This is a genomic window from Streptomyces sp. NPDC058683, assembly GCF_042716195.1.
In the GTDB taxonomy this organism is placed as follows: Bacteria; Actinomycetota; Actinomycetes; order Streptomycetales; family Streptomycetaceae; genus Streptomyces.
In genome coordinates this window covers 19,844-37,496 of sequence record NZ_JBHXSK010000044.1, presented here as the reverse complement: position 1 = coordinate 37,496, position 17,653 = coordinate 19,844, and the positions used below count along the sequence as shown (strand labels likewise).

The following is a 17,653-nucleotide window of genomic DNA, read 5'->3' as shown; positions in this document are numbered from 1 at the left end:
TGCGAGCAACCTAGGAAGTGCCGCGGCGGGAGTCATGTGCCGTGTCCGCTGAGCGGGATCGAATCCGGGGCGAGTGCCCGATGCCGGTTAGCGTGGGCCGTCGTCGAGTGGGCGGCGTGACACCACCGGTGCGCTCGGCCCGGCGGAGAAGCCGCGCGTTCCGCCCGCCACGGTGTCCCGTACGCCGGACACGAGCCCGAACGTCCGACCGAGGCAGGCCCACCGCCCTCGTGCCCAGGCTGCCTCGCGGCAGCGTGCGCGGAACTCGCCCGGAGCGTCACGAGACGACGACCGACAGGAAAGGCAGGGAACGCAACCATGAGCGACGGACCACTGGCCGGACTCCGTGTCCTGGATGCCGCCACCCTCGCCGCCGGACCGCTGATCGCCACCTGGCTCGGCGAGCACGGCGCGGACGTGATCAAGATCGAGCAGCCCGACGGCGGTGACCCGCTGCGGCAGTGGGGGGCGCAGAAGGACGGCGTCGGGCTGATGTGGAAGAGCGTCGGCCGTAACAAGAAGAGCGTCACGCTGAACCTGCGCCACGAGACCGGACGGGACCTGCTGCGCCGGCTGGCCCGGCAGGCGGACGTCGTGGTCCTGAACCTGCGGCCGTCGACCCTGCGCAAGTGGCGCCTGGACTACCCGAGTCTCGCCGCGGAGAACCCCCGCCTGGTGATGGTGCACGTCACCGGGTACGGAGCGGGCGGGCCGAAGTCCGACCGCCCCGGATTCGGCACCCTCGGCGAGGCGATGAGCGGGTTCGCCCACCTCACCGGCAGCCCGGACGGCCCCCCGACCCTCCCGTCGTTCATGCTCGCCGACGGCGTGGCGGGGCTGACCGCCACCTACGCGGTGATGATGGCCCTCTACCACCGCGACGTGCACGGAGCCGACGGCCAGCTCGTCGACGTCAACCTGATCGACCCGCTGGCACGGCTGCTGGAACAGTCGGTGCTGACCTACGACCAACTGGGCAGCATCCCCGCCAGAACCGGCAACCGCTGGGACATCAGCGCACCGCGCAACGTCTACCTCACGAAGGACGGGCACTGGCTCGCCATGTCCGGCAGCGCGCCCACGATCGCGAAGCGCGCCCTCCAGGCGGTGGGGCGGCCCGAACTGACCGAGGACCCCCGGTTCGCCGAGGCCCAGCAACGCCTGCGGAACGCCGCCGAGATAGACACGATCATGGCCGACTGGATCGTGGCCCACACCCTGGACGACGCGATGGCCGTCTTCGAGGCGGCGGGAGTCGCCGCCGCCCCGGTCTACGACGCCGCGCAACTGCTCGCCGACCCGCACATGGTGGCCAGGGACGTCTACCCGTCTGTTCCGGACGCCCAGCTGGGGGCGATGCGGGTGCAGGCACCGGTGCCCCGGTTCTCGGCGACCCAGGGCGGCATCAGCCATCTGGGCCCGGCTCTCGGCGAACACAACGACGAGATCTACGGGGGGCTGCTCGGCCTCGACGCCGACCGGCGCCGGGAACTGTCCGCGCAGGGCGTGATCTGACCCGGGACAGAAGCGTCAGGAACCAGAACACCTGTGCCGGACGAGATGGTCCGGCGGCGACGGCAACGGGAGGCCCCGCATGAGCCAACTCGACGTGGAAGCAGCGGACTTGGGGAAGGTCACCGAGTCCTTCATCGACGGGGTGTCGGTCGGGACACGCGAGGTCTACGAGAACATCGACCCCTCGACCGGACACTCGCTCGGAGACGTGTCGAGAGGGACCCCCGAGCAGATCGACCGGGCGGTCGCCTCGGCACGCGCGGCACAGCGGGCATGGCGCACCACGACACCGGAACAACGAGCCGACCTCCTGTGCCGGTTGGCCGACCTGATCGAGAGCCGGACGGAGGAACTCGCCCGGCTGGAGAGCGAGGACTCCGGAAAACCCCTGTCCCAGGCCCGCAACGACGCCCGGGTGTGCGCCCGTTACTTCCGTTTCTACGGCCGCGCGATCGACTCGTACTACGGTCTGAGCCTGCCCCTGCGCCCCGACCTCCTCGTATACACACGCCGCGAACCCCACGGTGTCACCGGCCACATCCTCGCCTGGAACTACCCCCTGCAACTCCTCGCCCGTGGAGTCGCACCCGCCCTCGCGACCGGGAACTGCGCCGTGGTGAAGCCGGCCGACGAAACGCCGCGCACCGCGGTGGCCGTGGCCAGGCTCGCCGTACAGGCCGGGCTGCCGCAGGGCGTGTTCAACGTCGTGACCGGGCTCGGTGCCGAGGCCGGTGCCGCGCTGGCGGCCCATCCCGGCATCGACCACCTGGGCTTCGTCGGCTCCACCCGGGTCGGCTCTCTCGTCGCGACGGCCGCCGCCGAGCGGGTGTCCCCGGTGACGCTCGAACTCGGCGGCAAGTCGGCCCACTTGGTGTTCGCGGACGCCGACGTCGAGAAGGCGGCACGGGTCGCGGCGGCCGCGATCCTCCAGAATGCCGGGCAGACGTGTTCCGCGGGCTCGCGCGTGCTCGTCCACGAGAGTGTGCACGCCGAAATGGTGGAGCGCGTCGCGGGTCACTTCGCCCAGGTGACGATAGGCCGCGGTCTCGACGACCCCGACCTCGGCCCGCTCGTCTCGCGCAAGCAGCAGGACCGGGTCCGCGGTTACGTGCGGGCGGCCGGCACCGGCGAGATCGTCTTCGGGGGTTCGGTAGCCGAGCCCGAGGGCATGACGGACGGCGCCTACTTCATGCCGACCCTGATCGACGGGGTGGACCCGGCGTCCCCGATCGCACAGGAGGAGATCTTCGGACCCGTGCTCACCACGATGCGGTTCGCGACCGAGGAGGAGGCCCTCGCCCTGGCGAACGGGACCGAGTACGCCTTGCTCGGCGCCGTCTGGACCAGGGACCTCAGCCGGGCGCACCGGGTCGCCGCCGAAGTGGAGGCGGGCCAGGTCTATGTGAACACCTATGGTGCGGGCGGCGGCGTGGAACTCCCGTTCGGCGGATTCCGCAAGTCCGGCTACGGCCGTGAGAAGGGCGTGGAGGCCCTCGACAGCTGCACCGCGACGAAGACGATCGTCGTCCAGCTCTGAGACGAAGCGCTGAGCGGGTGTTCTGCGACAGTGGCCGGAGGCGCGGCCTTGCTGCGAAGGGCAGGCGGGCGCCGGGCGTGTCCGAGTGATCTGCCGGATGAGGCAGGGGAGTTGATCCGGCCGGTCATCGCGGCCTGGAAGGCGAGGCACCCGTCGGTCCGCGGGCACGCGGGCCAGTACGCGATGCGGGCGTCTCCGTGTGCACAGCCAGTCCCGGACCGCGACATGACAGACGGCTCGTCAGGGCACGTCATGTCACGTCGCGGCGGCGGGTGGATCGACCGGCTCGGCATGCGCGGTGATGCCGAGCCGGGCATCAGCCGGAGGTACCCAGCTCGGCGGCGAGGTCGTCGGCGTCGGCGCGGGCGAGCGCGGCGTCTACGACGGCGTACTCGGCCTGGTCCAGCACGTAGAGCACCAGGGCGATGGCGTCGGCGGCGTCCTGCTCGGCGTCGTCGGCGCGGTGTTCGGCCCGCTTGAGGTCGCGTTCGGCCTTGTGCTCGGCGCTCGCCGCGCGGCGGTCGGCGAAGTGCTTCGCCACCGAGTCGTGCAGGTCGCTTATCCGACCCTCCGCCCGGGCCTTGGCCTCGTCAGTCTTGGTTCCGACGGCGTCCAGGGACGCCTTGAGGTTGGTCCTCTCCGTCTCCAGCTGCGCGCGGTTCTTCGCCTTGGCGGCCGCGGCGGTGTCCTCGACCTTCTTCGTCCGGTCTGCCAACTTGCTGAGCTGGTCCGAAAGCTTTTCCATGGTGATCCCTATCTCGTGAAGTTGATTCGGTGGGGTCTCAGATGCCGCGCGGCCCGGGCGCGCCGACGCCAGGCCCGCGGCTATGCCGCTCTTTGCCGCAGGTGGAACGAGAGGACGATGCCGGAAATCCCGTACATCAGGCTGAACAGGCCGAACACGGTCGCCAGAGACACCGCGCCGACGTCCGGCCGTACGAAGAGCGCGAACGCCAGCGCGACGGATACCAGCCCGGTCAGCATGAACATTGCACGCTCCCCGGCGGACTCGCCGACCTGGGACGCCATGCCGATCTCGACGGCGCCGGTGACCAGCGCCCACGCACCGATCCAGAGGGTGAGTGCCAGAGCCGTGATGCCCGGCCACAACAGCGCGGCGGCCCCGCCCACGGCAGACAGCAGGGCCAGCAGCAGCCAGCCGAAGACCGGTCCTGCCCGGCCGCTGCTGAACGCGCGAACGGCGTCGTTCACCGCGGTGAAGAAGGCGTAGAAGGCGTAGAGGTAGACGAACGTACCCACGGTAATGCCGGGCCACAGCAGCGAAACCACTCCGAAGCCGACCGCGAGGATGCCGCGCCACAACAGTACGTTGGGTGAACTGAGTATATTGATCACTTCCCTTCTTGACTGACGGCATGAGTCGGTCGTCGGGACGCCAGGTTCGGCCGGCTGGCTGAGAGACGGCGCCCGGTGGTGCGTGCGCCGCGATGCCCATGACCGGCCTCTTTCACAACCCCGAGGCTAGGGCTCCGCGGCCTGTGGCCCATCCGTCATCCGACTGCAGTACCACTGCAATCCGTCGCACGCCGAGGGCGCGGCAGCGGCCGCCGGCATCACGGTGAAACGCCGCTGTAAGAGCTCCGCCGGCGCTCTGGCGTACCTGACTTCCGATGCGCCGGTCTCGTGCGGAGATTTCCTCGGTCCGGCCGGTTGTTCACCTGGACCGGAAGAACGCCTTCGTTGTCGTCTGAGATCAAGATTCTGTCGTGCAGGATCAAGAGAGAGCGGGCGGCTGTCCCTAGCGTGGTGGCCATGGACTTCAGCCCTTCTCCGCGTGCGGCCGAGCTCACCGCGGCCGTGCGGCTCTTCATTCAGGACGAGATCGCCCCCGTCGAGCACGAGTTGCGCCGGCGCCAGGACGAGGCTCGCCGCGTCGGCGGCGGGACGGACCTGTGGCAGGTGCCGGAAGAGGTGCGGGAACTTCAGCGCCGGGCGCGGGGGCAGGGCCTGTGGAACCTGTTCCTGCCCGCGGGCCATGGAGGGCGGTACGCGGAGCGGTTCGGTCCGCGCGGCGGCTCCGGACTGACGAACCTGGACTACGCCCCGATCGCCGAGGCGACCGGATGGTCGTTCCTGGCGCCGTACGTGTTCAACTGCAACGCGCCGGATTCCGGCAACGCCGAGGTGCTGCTGCGCTATGGCTCCAGTGAGCAGAAGGACCGCTGGCTGGAGCCGCTGCTCGACGGGTCGATCCGCTCGGCGTTCGCCATGACCGAGCCGGGCGTGGCCTCCTCGGACGCCACCAACATGCAGCTCACCGCTGTGATCGAGGGCGACGAGGTCGTTCTCGACGGCCGCAAGTGGTGGACCACCGGCATCGGGCATCCGGACTGCGAGGTCCTCATCGTCATGGGGCTCACCGCCCCGGGCGCCCACAAGCACGCCCAGCACTCGATGGTCCTGGTCCCGCGGGACACCCCGGGGGTGAAGGTCGAGCGGATGCTGGACACGATGGGCTTCTTCGACGAGCCCTTCGGCCACGGCGAGGTCTCCTTCACCGATGTCCGCGTCCCGGCTTCGTACATCGTCGCCGGCCCCGGGCGGGCCTTCGAGATCGCCCAGGGCCGCCTCGGCCCCGGCCGGGTGCACCACGCGATGCGCATGATCGGCCTGGCCGAGCGGGCCCTGCACCTGGCCTGCGAACGCGGTCTGGCACGCTCCGCGTTCGGCAGGCCACTGGCGGACCTCGGCGGCAACCGCGAACGCATCGCCGAGGCGCGGATCGCGATCGACTCCACCCGCCTGCTCATCCTGGACGCCGCCTGGAAACTCGACACCGTCGGCGCCAGGGGTGCGCTCGCAGAGGTCAGCGCCATCAAGGTCGCGGCGCCGAACACAGCCCAGCAGGTCATCGACTTCGCCATGCAGATCCACGGCGGCGCCGGCCTCTCCAGCGACTTCCCGCTCTCCGGCGCCTGGACCGCCGCGAGGGCCGTCCGCCTGGCCGACGGCCCCGACGAGGTGCACAGGGACGTCATCGCCCGTGTCGAGCTCGCCAAGCACAGGGCGGCCCGATGAGCCGCGACGCCCGCCGTGTCCTCGTCACCGGCGGCGCCTCCGGCCTCGGTGCGGCCCTCGCGTCCCGGTACGCCGCGCGGGGGGACCGTGTGCTCGTCACCGACCGCGCCGCAAAAGCGCCGGTCCCGGCGGGCGCCCTCTACCAGCGGCTGGACATCACCTCGACGCAGCACTGGGCGGATGCGCGGGAGCGGGTGCGCCGTGAGTTCGGCGGGCTCGACGTGCTGATCAACAATGCCGGTATCGCCGCCGGCGGGCGCATGGACCGCGTTGACGACGCGCACTGGCGGCGGGTGCTCGAGGTCAACGTGCTCGGCGCCGTGAACGGCTGCCGCACCTTCGCCCCGCTGCTCAAGACCCAAGGGCACGGCCACATCGTCAACGTGGCGTCCCTGGCAGGGCTGGTCCATCCGGCGGCCATGAGCTCCTACGACGCGAGCAAGGCGGCCGTCGTCGCCCTCTCGGAGAGCCTGCGCCACGAACTCGGCCCGTGGGGCGTCGGCGTGACGGTGGTGTGCCCGTCGTTCTTCCGCACCAACCTGGCAGCCTCCCTGGGCGGGGAGGACCCGCTGATGGACGAGGTGGCGGCCAAGTTGATCTCACGTGCCCCGCTGGGGGCCGAGGAGGTCGCCGTGCGGGTGCTGAAGGGGGTGGACGCGCGCCGCTTCCTGGTCCTCCCCGACCGCTCCGCACGGATCGCGTACTGGACGAAGCGACTGGCGCGGCCCCTGTACGACCGTCGGATGCTGGCCGCGGGCGCGAGAATCCGGCGTGCCGAGCTCAGAGAGGAGCAGGCATGAGCAGGCCCGGCGACCACCGCGTCGTCCTCATCACCGGGGCGAGCTCGGGACTGGGGGAGGAGATGGCCCGTCAGTTCGCTGCGCTGGGTTACGACCTGGCCCTGTGCGCCCGGCGCACCGACCGGCTCGAAGCCCTCGCCGACGAGATCCGCTCGGTCACCGGCCGCAGGGTCGATACCGCTGCCCTCGACGTCACCGACAGCACCGCGGTCGGCTCGGTGTTCCACGAGTTCGCGCAGCGGACCGGACAGATCGACCGGATCGTCGTGAACGCCGGCATCGGCAAGGGCGCTCCGTTGGGCACGGGACGCGCCGATGCCAACATCGCGACGGCGATGACGAACTTCGTCGGGGCGCTGGCCCAGACCGAGGCCGCGCTGGAGATCTTCCGTCGGCAGGGCCATGGCCACCTCGTGCTCATCTCGTCCATGTCCGCCCTGCGCGGCATGCGCAGATCCATGACCACGTACGCGGCGACCAAGGCCGGACTCGCCAGCCTCGCCGAGGGCCTGCGCTCGGAGAACATCCAGGGCCTCGACGTCTCCGTCATCCACCCCGGGTACATCCGCTCGGAGATGAACGCCCACGTCGAGCAGAAGACCCGGTTCATGGTCGACACCGTGACCGGGGTGCGCGCGATGGTCAAGGCCGTCGAGAAGCGCCGCGCCAAGGCCTACGTGCCCGCCTGGCCGTGGCTCCCGCTCGGGATCGCCATGAAGATCCTCCCCCTCCAGATCGTCCGGAGACTCATATGAAGCAGGAAAGCGTCGCCGGTGCCCGCCCGGTCCGCGACGAGGACGCCTTCGACGTCGCTGCCATGGCCGCCTGGCTCGCCGAGAACGCCACCCCGGGCAGCACCGAGGCCGACCTGTCCGTCGTGCCGGAGGCCCGACAGTTCTCCGGGGGCGTGTCGAACCTGACCTACCTGCTGCGCTACCCGGACGGCGACCTCATCCTGCGCCGTCCCCCGAAGGGCACCCACCGCAACGGCGCGCACGACATGGGCCGCGAGCACCGCATCCAGACCCAGCTCGGGCAGTTCCTGCCGTACGTGCCGCGCACGGTCGCCCTGTGCGAGGACCCGACGGTCATCGGCTCGCCGTTCTACGTGATGCAGCGCCTCGTCGGCCTGATCCCGCGCAGAGACCTGCCGCGCGGGGTGGTGCTCGACCGCGAACAGACCGCCGCCCTGTGCCGCAACGTCATCGACCTGCTCGTGGACCTGCACGCCGTCGACCTCACGGCCACCGGACTCGCAGACCTCGGCAAGGGCGACGGCTACGTACGCCGGCAGGTCGAGGGCTGGTCGGAGCGCTACCGCAAGGCGCGCACCTGGAACGTCGGCAGCTTCGAGCGGGTCATGCGGTGGCTGGCCGACCACCAGCCGGCCGACCGGCCGCACACCCTCGTGCACAACGACTTCCGCTTCGACAACGTCGTCCTCGACCCGGAGAACCCCACCCGGCCGGTCGGCCTGCTCGACTGGGAGCTCGCCACCGTCGGCGACCCGATGATGGACCTTGCGAACGGCCTGGGTTACTGGGTGCAGGCCGACGACGGCAGGCACCTGCAGGCCTTCCGCCGCCAGCCCACCCAGCTGCCCGGGATGATGACCCGCGAAGAGGTCGTGGCCCACTACTGCTCGCGCACCGGCACCCGCGTGACCCACCGCGAATGGGCCTGGTACCAGGTCTTCGGCCTGTTCCGTGTCGCCGTCATCGCCCAGCAGGTCTACCAGCGGTACCTGGCCAGGCAGACGACGAACAAGCAGTTCCGCTACTTCGGCATCGCGGTCGTCCTGCTCGAACTGCGGTGCCGCCGTATCGTCTCCGCCGCCGTACGGATGTCCCCCGACATCGCTGATGCCCAGGTGGGGAGCCTGCCGTGACCCGGACTTGGCGGCTCAGCGCCTCGCCCGTGCCTCGCGGCGCAGGGCGGACGGAGTGCGCCCCCACCACCGCTGGGCGCAGCGGGTGAGGACTGCTTGCTCGGCGAACCCGATCAGGTCGCTGACCTGGGCGAGTGGCATGTCCGTCGTGGTCAGGTAGGTGCGGGCTCGGCTCCGCCGGACTCCGTCGAGGATCGAGGCGAACGACTCACCCTCTGCGGCGAGTTGCCGCTGGAGGGTGCGTGGGTGCACGGCGAGGGCCCGGGCGACGTCGACGAGATCGGTGGAACCGGTCCCGAGGGACTGGTCGAGGAGCGCGCGCACCTTCGCGGCCACCACCGGGCCGGCCTCGGGAGACTGACTGGACAGGAACGCCAGCGCGATCCGGCGCAAGGTCTCGTCTACCCCGTCGAGCGGCCGCGACAGCAGGCTCGACGGCACACGCAGCAGCGCGCTGTCGCGGCCGAAGCGCACCCGGGCTCGAAAGGCGTCCTCGTACCGCGACCGTGGCGCCACCGGCTGGTGGGGCAGGTCGACCGACCGCAGCCCGTACTCGCCGCCCACCAGGAACATCACCGCACGATGGACGAACAGCATGGTCATGTCGGTGGCCTGCGGCAGCGGCCGCCTGCCCGTACCGAAGGAGTACCGCAGTCCGACGACCCCGCGAGCCCCGTCGGGGTCCTCCACCAGCGAGACGCTGAGGTCTCGCGCATGGACGAACATGTACCGGGAGGTGCAGGCGAGCGCGTCGGCGACCGAGGGGGAGTGCTGGATCGCCACTGCCAACGGGCCCAACATGCCGAAGTCCTGTGCCTCGCCCACCCGCAGCCCCAGGTCCGGGCACCCCAGGTCGGCCGCGGCGATCTCCAGCACCGCCGCCAGGGCGGAGTCCTCCACGAGCAGTTCGTCGCTGTCGAGCGCCTCGACGGGCAGACCCGCCCGTGCGGCATACGCTCCCGCGTCTCCACCCAGACCCTCGACGGACTGTCGGAACTTCTGCAGGCCTGCCGACCGAACCAGGGACACGCTCCCAGGATGGCACCCGTGTCGCCCAGGATCAAATCATGGTCGCAGTCCGCACTGAGGTGACGAGGCCGGCGCGACCGCTGGGAACGCGCGGTCGCGCCGGCCTGTTGCCGTCCACCGGGGTCAGGGCGCGTCCCCGGCGTACTCGTCCACCCGCCGGCGCAGCAGCCAGCGGCCCGCGGACTCCTCGAACGTGTCGTGATAGCGCGCCACGATGGCGACGGACCAGGCGGAACCGGCGCGGACGAGCATCACCACGTCGCTGGTCGCCTTCGCCGTACGGTCGTCCCACTCCGTCAGGAGCGTGTTGCCGACGAGGTGGCACTGCGGCCGGTCCGGATCGGGCCGCCACCCCGGCTGGGAGAAGGCCTCCCGGATGGCGTCGGCGCCCACCAGGGGCTCGAAGCCGGGTATCTCGACCACGCCGTCCGGCAGGTACAGCGCGACCATGTCCTCGGTACGGCCCTCGTCCTGGGCCTGGGCGTGCGCGGCGACCGTCGCCCGCACGCCTGCGCTGACCTCGGCGAACTCCACCACGGCGAGGCCTACTTGATGGCGATCGGCGTGATGGGGGAGCCGACGGAGCCCGTCACCTTCAGGCCCGGTGCGCAGAACAGGCTCTCCCACACGCCGTCCTCCTCGCAGTCCGCCGCCAGTTCTTCGAAGTTGAACATCTCGCCGAGCGTGAGCCCCATGTCCCGGATCACCACCTGGTGGAACGGAATCGTCGAGCCCTTGACGGGACTGGGCCACACCTCACCGGAGTGGTTGTCCACCGCGAGCGCCGCGACCTCGCGTTCGTACAGCCAGTTGCAGGTGTCGAGGCAGGGCCCGGGCGCGTTGCCGAGGAAGTGTTCCCGGTCGCCCTCCAGGAACCACTGGTAGGAGCCGGTGCGCAGCAGCACGATGTCGCCCGACTCGACGCGCACGCCCTGGCGTTCCTCGGCGGCCAGCAGGTCGGCCTCCGTGATCTCGTACGAGTCCTCCAGCCGGTCCACACCCTTCAGCCGGGCGATGTCGAGCAGGACCCCGCGGGAGATCAGCCGGTCGACGGCCTTGTGGAACGAGTTGCGGCTGGCGCCCTGGAAGTTGTTGACCGCGGCGGCCGGCACGTTGTTGTAGAAGGCGCCGCCGTAGCCCGCGTGCGCCAGCCCGTCCCACTGGGTGGCGGCCTGCAGGCCGGTGACGATCATGTCGTCGGCGGAGATCAGACCGTCCTGGGCGAACGCCGTGTCGGACGGAAGCAGCGTCATGACATGGATGGGGTTGTTGCGGAAACCCCCGGACTTGAACGGCCCGTTGCTGTCGAACGCCATGCCCAGGTCGAACGCCTTGCCCGTACGGACGAGTTGCGCGGCCTCGACGCGCTTCTGCGGGGTCACGAAGTTCAGGGTGCCGATCTCGTCGTCGTCCCCCCAACGACCCCAGTTGTTGAGCTTCTTGCCGAGTTCGTGATGAGGCCAGACCTTCTCTGCGCTCACGCTTCTCCCTCTTCTCCTTGCCGATGTGCCATGTAACGGCTGACGCATTCCATGAGGTCGCCGGGAACGTGGTATCCGGAGCGCTCCTTGATCCGGTCCAGGTTCTCGGCGATGTCCTCGGTCGTGACTTTGAGCGGATCGGCGGGCAGATAACCCTCGGTGACCCCGACGAAGAGGTGCGCGAACCGTCCGCCTCCGGCGAGGAACACCTCGCCGCTCACGTCGCACGCCTCGTGGGCGAGATACGCCACCATGGGCGCCACGAGCGCGGGATCCATCACGCCGCCACCGGGATGGCCCTGCTCCCGAAGGGCGTCCATGCCCTCCGAGGGGCCGCCGCCCATCCGCGTCATGGCATTGGGGGCGATCACGTTGACCTTGATGTCGTGGCCGCGGGCCGAGACCGCCATGCTCCGGGCCATCCCGATCATCGCCGCCTTGGCGGTGGCGTAACCGAGGTTGTCCGGGAGCCCGAACATCCCGATCGAGCCGGTGAGCACGACCCGGCCGTAATTCCGCTCCAGCATGTACGGCCAGGCGGCACGTGTGGTGTGGAAGGCCCCGAGGACATGCACCGCCAGGTGGCTTTCGATGTTCGCCGCGTCGATGTCCGGCAGTCCGGCGAACCGTACGTTGCCGGCGTTGTTGACGACGATGTCGATCCGCCCGAACGCCTCGACGGCGGCTTCGACGGGCCGCCGGCCGCCGTCGGCGGTGGAGATGTCACTCGTGTCGGCGATCGCCGTACCGCCGGCGTCGTTGATCTCCGCGGCGACGGCCTCGGCGGGACCCGCGTCGGAACCGAAGCCCTCCATCGATCCGCCCAGGTCGTTCACGACGACCTTCGCGCCCAGTTCACCGAGGAGCAGGGCGTAGGCCCGCCCGATCCCGCGTCCGGCGCCGGTGACCACCGCGACGCGATCGTCGAATAGGTGTTGCCGCATGACCATGCCTTCCGGTTCAGGAAAGGAAGCGGGAGTATTCCGACTGCAGGACCTCGCCCATGAACTCGCGCAGTTTCGGGCGTCCGCCGGGATTCAGCAGGAAACTCCGGGGCTTCCCGGCGATGTTGGAACCGAAGAAATAGCTGTGCTCACCGAACGGGGAATACACGGCGAGCTCTGCGACCATGGCGTTCCAGCCCGCCTCCGTGTCGGCGGGGACCTCGATCACCCGGTGGCCGTGATCGCCCAGGTACTCGATCGCGTCGGCGATGAAGTTCACCTGGTCCTCGGCGTACCGCGGGTTGTTGCCGGCCGCACCGTGGGGCCCGCCGGGAAAGAAGAAGTTCGGGAATCCGTGGCTCATGAGCCCCAGGAACGTGCGCGGTCCGTCGGCCCAGTACTCCTCCAGGGCCAGCCCGCCGCGGCCGCGCACGCCCATCCGGTTCAGCGCGCCGGTGCCGAAGTCGAACCCCGACGCCCAGACGATGACGTCGAACTCGCTCAGTCCGTCCGGGGTCTCGATCCCGGTCTCCGTCACCCGGACGAACGGGTTCTCCCGGAGATCGACCAGACTCACCTTCGGATCGTTGTAGGCCTCGAAGTAGCCGGTCACGAAGGGCGGCCGCTTCCCCGCCCAGCCGTGGTCGGTGGGGATGAGGCGCTCCGCCGTCGCCGGGTCCTTGACGATGCCGCGGACCTTCTCCGCCATGAAGGCGCACCAGTCGTCGTTGGCGGCCTTGTCCGTGAGCATGTCCGCGTAGTGACTGATCACCTTGGCGAAGCCCGGGCTCTGCCACATCCGTTCGTGGAACTCCCACCGTTCGTCCGGTGAGTCCTCGAACGCCGTACGCTCGCGCGGCTGGTGCAGGAACCCGCTCGCCGAGGCGTTGAGTGTCTCCCGCAACTGCTCGAAATCGTCGCGCAGTTGGGCCTGTTGCTCGGCCGCGATCGGCTCGTTGTTCAGCGGAGTGCACCAGTTGGGCGACCGCTGATAGACCGTCAGAGAAGCGACGTCCGCGAGGATGGCGGGGATCACCTGGACGCCGCTCGAACCGGTCCCGACCACCGCGACCCGCTTGCCCGCGAAGTCGACGGGTGTGTCGGGCCACAGGCCGGTGTGGTGGGCCACGCCCGCGAAGTCCTCGCGACCGGGCACGTCGGGGAAGACCGGCACCGACAGCACACCGGTCGCCGCGACCACGAACCGCGCCCGCACCTCGGTGCCGTCGGTCGCCCGCACCAGCCAGGTGGCCGAAGTCTCGTCGAACAGCACGGAGTTGACCCGGGCCCCGAACCGGATGCGGTCGCGCAGGCCCAACCTGTCGACGGCGTAGTTGAAGTACCGCTCGTTCTCCGGCTGTCCGGCGAACCGCTCGCGCCACTCCCAGCCCTCGAACAGCTCCTTCGAGAACAGATATCCGTAGGTGTGGCTCTCCGAGTCGAGGCGCGCTCCCGGATACCGGTTCCAGTGCCACACCCCGCCGACCCCCTGGCCGGCCTCCAGCAGCAGGGCGGAGAGTCCCGCGTCAACGGCCCGCTTCAGCTGATGGATCCCGGTGACACCGGCACCGATGACCAGCACGTCGATATCGGTGTGAGCGGCGGCTCGGCTCCCGTTGCTTGCAGGGACTGCCAATGCACTCACCCCTCGCGCGGATCGCCGGCCGTCAGCCTGGTGGTGAAGCCCCAGGGAATGCCGAGTCCGGTCGCGGCGTCGGTGACGAGCGTGTCGCTCGTCCGCGTGCGTATCCCCACGCCCTGCGCGTCCAGATGGCGTGCGACGCGGTCGAGGTCGGCGACCTTCCAGGTGATCGAGTGGTACGTGTCGGCGGGCGCGCCGGTGGCCCAGTCGGCGTGCGCCGGGGTGCCGTCGTCGGGGACCGCGTACTCGAAGACCGCGTCGGCCAGATGGACGTACGTGCTCTGCGCGCCCAGCACCTCGTTGCGCCCCGTGTGGAAGACCGTCCCGCCCAGGCCGTCGACCACCACACGCAGGGCACGGTCGACGCGGTCGGTCAGCACGGTGTGGTGCGAGCAGCGCTCGATGCCGAGCGGGTCGTCCTCGGACACCGGCGGCAGCTCCCAGTCCGGAGCCAGCCGGTGGTCCAGCGGGAACGGGATCTGCGGCAGGAACTCGTAGCGCAGGCCCGCGTCCTCGGGCACCGTGAAGAAGATCGGCATCGGGGAGTTGGGCGCGGTCGGGGGATCGTCCCCTTCGGCGACCTCGTCGAGCTGGCCGACCATGCCGATGCCGAGCCCCTTCAGCGCACGATAGGCGTCGGCGATCCCGTCGACGTACCAGCCGAACCCCTTCAGATGCGGCTTGTCGACGGACGCGTACCGCTGGACGCCCTGGAGGACGTAGCGCTTCGGGTCGATCGTGTCGAACAGGACGTCGTTGATCGGCGTGAACGTCGAGTAGTCGGTCGGATAGCCCTCACTGACGGGGGCGCCCCGCATCATCTCGGCCATCGGCCGGCTGGGCCGCCCGAAGACGCGCTCGAACCACGCCTCCGCCTCGCGGAGATCGGTCACATGATGGCTGGGGTGGTACAGCCGGGTCACACGAAAGCCGCCGTCCGTCATGGCGGTCCTCCCTTTCTCGGGTCTGTCGTACGAGCCGTGCCGGATCGGCGGTCACCAGGCGACGGGCAGTTCGTAGATGCCGTAGGCCTGCGAGTCCTCCTTGAACGCCAGGTCCTCCAGACCGGCCGCCGGCCGCAGCGTGGGAATCCGGCGGAACAGGGTGCTGAAGACCACCTGGAGTTCGATGCGGGCCAGCTGCTGCCCGACGCACTGGTGGGGGCCCCAGCCGAACGCGAGATGGTGACCCGCGGCGCGGTCGAGGACCAGCGCCTGCGGGTCGGGGAACGCCTCGGGGTCCCAGTTCGCCGCCGGCAGACTGGCGATGACCCCCTCACCCGCGCGGATCGTCACCCCCTCGAACTCGACGTCCTCGACGACCGCACGGCGGGCCAGCAGATGGGCGATGGTCAGATAGCGCAGCAGTTCCTCGACGGCCTTCGCCACGTAGTCGGGGTCGCCGGAGCGCTCGCGCAGGGCAGCGAGCTGGTCCGGGTTCTGGAGCAGCAGCGCCGTCCCCAACGTGATCATGTTGGCGCTGGTGTCGTGGCCCGCGACGAGCAGGATGTGGCCGAGCGGCGCGGCTTCCGCCAAGGTGAGTTCACCGGCCTTGATCCGTGCCCCCAGGTCGGAGAGCACGTCCTCGGCCGGGTCGTCCATCTTGGCCTCGATGAGCTGAGCGATGTACGCGCGCAGCGCCCTTGCCGTCTCCGCGTTCTCCTCGGGGGTCTTGTGCACCGCGTTGGTGACACCCGCGTGCTTCTGGAAGAACTCGTGGTCCTCGTACGGCACCCCGAGCAGCTCGCAGATCATCAGTGACGGCAGCGGCAGCGAGAGCGCCTCGTTGAGCTCGGTCGGGTTGGGACCGTCCAGCATCCTGTCGATGAGGTCGTCGGTGATCCGCTGGATCGCCGGCTGGAGCCTTCGCATCCGATTGCGGGTGAAGGAACTGGTCAGCATCCTCCGCCAGCGGGTGTGCTCGGCGCCGTCGGTGTTGTTGATCGACGGCTGCATCTCGCCCGCGTGCGCCTTCATGGCCGCGGTGGTGTGCGGGTATCCCGGCGCGCCGATGTCGGCGCTCATCCGCGGATCGGAGAGGATCGCTCGCTGGGCGGCGTGGGAGAGGACCAGCCACGGGGTGGTGCCGTCCCAGCTCCGCACGCGCATCACCGGCTTGCCGGTGTCGCGGAGCCTCAGCAGGTCGGGCGGGGGAGCGAAGGGGCAGGTGCCCGACCTCGGTGCCGGGAACGGCGGCGGTTCGTCCGTCGCTTCGGTGTCCGTCACGGTCTCTGTCATGGTCGTCCCTTGTTCGTGGCTTTGCTCGTGGCCGCTCAGACGAAGTAGCGGCCGCCGTTGACGCTGAGGGTCTGGCCCGTCACGTATGCGGCTTCGTCCGACGCGAGGTACGCGACCGCGTAGGCGATCTCGTCGGGGCGCCCGGCCCGTTTCATGGGCATGGTCGCGCCCAGCACGTCGGGGTCGAATCCCTCGCGGAGCAGGGGCGTGTCGATGAGGCTCGGCGCCACGTTGTTGACCGTGATTCCGGTGTCGGCGAGTTCCAGGGCGAGCGCCTTGGTCAGGCCGATCACCCCGCCCTTGGACGCCGCGTAGTGGGACACCCCGGGACCGCCGGTCTGGGCGGACGAGGACGAGATGTTGACGATGCGTCCGTGCCCCGCCGTCAGCATGTCGGGCACGATGGCCCGCGTGACCAGGAAGGGGCCCTTGAGGTTGACCTGGATCATCCTGTCCCAGGTCTCCTCGGTGAGATCGGGGAACGGCACGTAGTTGGTGATCCCGGCGTTGTTGACCAGGATCGTGACCGGGCCGAGTTCCGCGTGCGTCCGCTCCGCCGCGGCCGCGACGGCCGTGGCCTCGGCGGCGTCGCCGACGACCGCCACCGCCCTGCCGCCCGCCTCGCCGATCGCGTCGGCCGTCTCGCGCGCCCCCGTGCCGTCCAGGTCCCACACGGCGACCGTCGCACCCTGGGCGGCGAGCACGAGGGCGATCGCCCGCCCGATGCCTCGGCCGCCACCGGTGACGACCGCGTTTCTTCCGTTCAGTGACGTCATTCAGGACTCCATGTAGGGGCTACTGCTTCGGTTCTGCGGGGAGGTCACCCCTCGCCACGCCGAGGGTCGGACCCAGCGCCTTCCGGGCGGCCTTGCGTGCGGCCATGGCCCGGGGGAAGCCCGCGTATCCGGCGGCGTGGTAGAGGACTTCGGAGATCTCGGCCTCCGTCAGCCCGTTGTTCAGCCCTATCCGGACATGGCTGCCGAGTTCGTCCTCGGCGCCCAGCGCGATGAGGATGCCCAGCGTGACCAGGCTGCGGTCCCTCCGTGCCAGGCCGTCCCGCGCCCAGAGTTCGGCCCAGACGCTGACCAGGCCGATCTCGACGAGGTCCGCACCCAGACCGTCGTCACGCAGATCGGCGTCGTCGGGGAGGGAGACATCGACGACGGAGGACATCGTTCGGAGTCCGAGTCGGCGCAACTCGGCCGCTGTCGTGAGGTCTACGGGTGACTCTTTGCGCGTCCCGCTCACCGGGACGGACTTTCTGTTCCCTGCACTCGTCACACCCTTCTCTCGGCCACTTCTCGGGGGATCGCGGCAACCGGAGACGCTGGGGCGCTCCGGGCCGTCCGTGGCCATCGGGTTACGTATACAGATTGGTGAAATTAGCTATCTGATTGAACCGTATGCGAAGGAGAGTGGGTACGGCAATGCCCCGGACGCCGACTCGTCGCAGCGGGGTGGCCCTAGTGCCCTCGGCAGGACATCGGTGCAGGTCGGAGCCTCGATGGCAGGAGCTTCGGCAAAAGGGAGGTCCGGGTCGA

At 70.0% G+C, this 17,653-nt stretch carries 17 protein-coding genes; 6 read left to right on the top strand and 11 right to left on the bottom strand.

Annotation, left to right across the window (positions count from 1 at the left end; genetic code table 11):
• Window positions 1-318 precede the first annotated feature (318 nt).
• On the top strand, window positions 319-1,515 hold the full coding sequence (locus tag ACFWXC_RS38155) for a CaiB/BaiF CoA transferase family protein (RefSeq protein ID WP_384486204.1): 1,197 nt from the start codon (window positions 319-321) through the stop codon (window positions 1,513-1,515).
• 79 nt (window positions 1,516-1,594) lie between these two features.
• Window positions 1,595-3,052 (top strand): aldehyde dehydrogenase family protein, encoded by a 1,458-nt coding sequence (locus tag ACFWXC_RS38150; protein WP_384486202.1) that lies wholly within the window; start codon window positions 1,595-1,597, stop codon window positions 3,050-3,052.
• 316 nt (window positions 3,053-3,368) lie between these two features.
• Here ACFWXC_RS38150 and ACFWXC_RS38145 read toward each other — a convergent pair whose 3' ends face one another.
• Window positions 3,369-3,797 (bottom strand): hypothetical protein, encoded by a 429-nt coding sequence (locus ACFWXC_RS38145; protein ID WP_384486200.1) that lies wholly within the window; start codon window positions 3,795-3,797, stop codon window positions 3,369-3,371.
• An 80-nt stretch (window positions 3,798-3,877) separates the two neighbouring features.
• On the bottom strand, window positions 3,878-4,408 hold the full coding sequence (locus tag ACFWXC_RS38140; protein ID WP_384486198.1) for an HdeD family acid-resistance protein: 531 nt from the start codon (window positions 4,406-4,408) through the stop codon (window positions 3,878-3,880).
• A gap of 417 nt (window positions 4,409-4,825) precedes the next feature.
• Here ACFWXC_RS38140 and ACFWXC_RS38135 point away from each other — a divergent pair, with 417 nt between their 5' ends.
• Genes ACFWXC_RS38135 through ACFWXC_RS38120 form a run of 4 tightly spaced genes read left to right on the top strand, consistent with a single transcriptional unit; the run spans window position 4,826 to window position 8,779 of the window.
• Window positions 4,826-6,091: an acyl-CoA dehydrogenase family protein gene (locus ACFWXC_RS38135; RefSeq protein ID WP_384486196.1), complete on the top strand. Its 1,266-nt coding sequence runs from the start codon at window positions 4,826-4,828 to the stop codon at window positions 6,089-6,091.
• Entirely contained in the window at window positions 6,088-6,891 is an 804-nt protein-coding gene (locus ACFWXC_RS38130; RefSeq protein ID WP_384486194.1) for an SDR family NAD(P)-dependent oxidoreductase, read from the top strand. The genes ACFWXC_RS38135 and ACFWXC_RS38130 overlap by 4 nt, the downstream gene beginning before the upstream one ends.
• Window positions 6,888-7,646 carry an SDR family oxidoreductase gene (locus tag ACFWXC_RS38125; RefSeq protein ID WP_384486192.1) on the top strand — a complete coding sequence of 253 codons (759 nt, stop codon included), beginning with the start codon at window positions 6,888-6,890 and terminating at the stop codon, window positions 7,644-7,646. The genes ACFWXC_RS38130 and ACFWXC_RS38125 overlap by 4 nt, the downstream gene beginning before the upstream one ends.
• Window positions 7,643-8,779, top strand: coding sequence for a phosphotransferase family protein (locus ACFWXC_RS38120; protein WP_384486190.1), 1,137 nt, complete (start codon window positions 7,643-7,645; stop codon window positions 8,777-8,779). The genes ACFWXC_RS38125 and ACFWXC_RS38120 overlap by 4 nt, the downstream gene beginning before the upstream one ends.
• 15 nt (window positions 8,780-8,794) lie before the next feature.
• Here the strand turns inward: ACFWXC_RS38120 and ACFWXC_RS38115 are convergent, their stop codons facing one another.
• The 9 genes from ACFWXC_RS38115 to ACFWXC_RS38075 all read right to left on the bottom strand — a co-directional run bounded on the left by ACFWXC_RS38115 (window position 8,795) and on the right by ACFWXC_RS38075 (window position 17,285).
• On the bottom strand, window positions 8,795-9,808 hold the full coding sequence (locus ACFWXC_RS38115; RefSeq protein ID WP_384486188.1) for an AraC family transcriptional regulator: 1,014 nt from the start codon (window positions 9,806-9,808) through the stop codon (window positions 8,795-8,797).
• Window positions 9,809-9,931: 123 nt separating this feature from the next.
• Complete coding sequence (locus ACFWXC_RS38110; protein WP_384486186.1) at window positions 9,932-10,345, bottom strand: nuclear transport factor 2 family protein; 414 nt, start codon at window positions 10,343-10,345, stop codon at window positions 9,932-9,934.
• An 8-nt stretch (window positions 10,346-10,353) separates the two neighbouring features.
• On the bottom strand, window positions 10,354-11,289 hold the full coding sequence (locus ACFWXC_RS38105) for a cyclase family protein (RefSeq protein ID WP_384486184.1): 936 nt from the start codon (window positions 11,287-11,289) through the stop codon (window positions 10,354-10,356).
• Window positions 11,286-12,233 carry an SDR family NAD(P)-dependent oxidoreductase gene (locus tag ACFWXC_RS38100; RefSeq protein ID WP_384486182.1) on the bottom strand — a complete coding sequence of 316 codons (948 nt, stop codon included), beginning with the start codon at window positions 12,231-12,233 and terminating at the stop codon, window positions 11,286-11,288. Before ACFWXC_RS38100 ends, ACFWXC_RS38105 begins: the two co-directional genes overlap by 4 nt.
• A 16-nt stretch (window positions 12,234-12,249) precedes the next feature.
• Window positions 12,250-13,815, bottom strand: coding sequence for a flavin-containing monooxygenase (locus ACFWXC_RS38095; RefSeq protein WP_384486180.1), 1,566 nt, complete (start codon window positions 13,813-13,815; stop codon window positions 12,250-12,252).
• A gap of 59 nt (window positions 13,816-13,874) precedes the next feature.
• Window positions 13,875-14,819, bottom strand: a complete 945-nt coding sequence (locus tag ACFWXC_RS38090; RefSeq protein WP_384486178.1) for a hypothetical protein — start codon at window positions 14,817-14,819, stop codon at window positions 13,875-13,877.
• A 51-nt stretch (window positions 14,820-14,870) separates the two neighbouring features.
• Window positions 14,871-16,112: a cytochrome P450 gene (locus ACFWXC_RS38085; RefSeq protein WP_384486176.1), complete on the bottom strand. Its 1,242-nt coding sequence runs from the start codon at window positions 16,110-16,112 to the stop codon at window positions 14,871-14,873.
• 35 nt (window positions 16,113-16,147) lie between these two features.
• The gene (locus ACFWXC_RS38080) at window positions 16,148-16,888 is read right to left on the bottom strand and encodes an SDR family NAD(P)-dependent oxidoreductase (RefSeq protein WP_384486174.1); all 741 of its coding nucleotides are present in this window, start codon (window positions 16,886-16,888) and stop codon (window positions 16,148-16,150) included.
• A 19-nt stretch (window positions 16,889-16,907) separates the two neighbouring features.
• Window positions 16,908-17,285: a carboxymuconolactone decarboxylase family protein gene (locus ACFWXC_RS38075; RefSeq protein WP_384486172.1), complete on the bottom strand. Its 378-nt coding sequence runs from the start codon at window positions 17,283-17,285 to the stop codon at window positions 16,908-16,910.
• Between the last annotated feature and the right edge of the window lie 368 nt (window positions 17,286-17,653).

Excerpts from the sequence above, each read along its gene's own strand:
- ACFWXC_RS38155 (WP_384486204.1), top strand. The coding sequence starts at position 319 with ATGAGCGACGGACCACTGGCCGGACTCCGTGTCCTGGATGCCGCCACC.
- ACFWXC_RS38150 (WP_384486202.1), top strand. The coding sequence starts at position 1,595 with ATGAGCCAACTCGACGTGGAAGCAGCGGACTTGGGGAAGGTCACCGAG.
- ACFWXC_RS38145 (WP_384486200.1), bottom strand. The coding sequence starts at position 3,797 with ATGGAAAAGCTTTCGGACCAGCTCAGCAAGTTGGCAGACCGGACGAAG.
- ACFWXC_RS38135 (WP_384486196.1), top strand. The coding sequence starts at position 4,826 with ATGGACTTCAGCCCTTCTCCGCGTGCGGCCGAGCTCACCGCGGCCGTG.
- ACFWXC_RS38130 (WP_384486194.1), top strand. The coding sequence starts at position 6,088 with ATGAGCCGCGACGCCCGCCGTGTCCTCGTCACCGGCGGCGCCTCCGGC.
- ACFWXC_RS38125 (WP_384486192.1), top strand. The coding sequence starts at position 6,888 with ATGAGCAGGCCCGGCGACCACCGCGTCGTCCTCATCACCGGGGCGAGC.
- ACFWXC_RS38120 (WP_384486190.1), top strand. The coding sequence starts at position 7,643 with ATGAAGCAGGAAAGCGTCGCCGGTGCCCGCCCGGTCCGCGACGAGGAC.
- ACFWXC_RS38100 (WP_384486182.1), bottom strand. The coding sequence starts at position 12,233 with ATGCGGCAACACCTATTCGACGATCGCGTCGCGGTGGTCACCGGCGCC.
- ACFWXC_RS38090 (WP_384486178.1), bottom strand. The coding sequence starts at position 14,819 with ATGACGGACGGCGGCTTTCGTGTGACCCGGCTGTACCACCCCAGCCAT.
- ACFWXC_RS38085 (WP_384486176.1), bottom strand. The coding sequence starts at position 16,112 with ATGACAGAGACCGTGACGGACACCGAAGCGACGGACGAACCGCCGCCG.
- ACFWXC_RS38080 (WP_384486174.1), bottom strand. The coding sequence starts at position 16,888 with ATGACGTCACTGAACGGAAGAAACGCGGTCGTCACCGGTGGCGGCCGA.
- ACFWXC_RS38075 (WP_384486172.1), bottom strand. The coding sequence starts at position 17,285 with ATGTCCTCCGTCGTCGATGTCTCCCTCCCCGACGACGCCGATCTGCGT.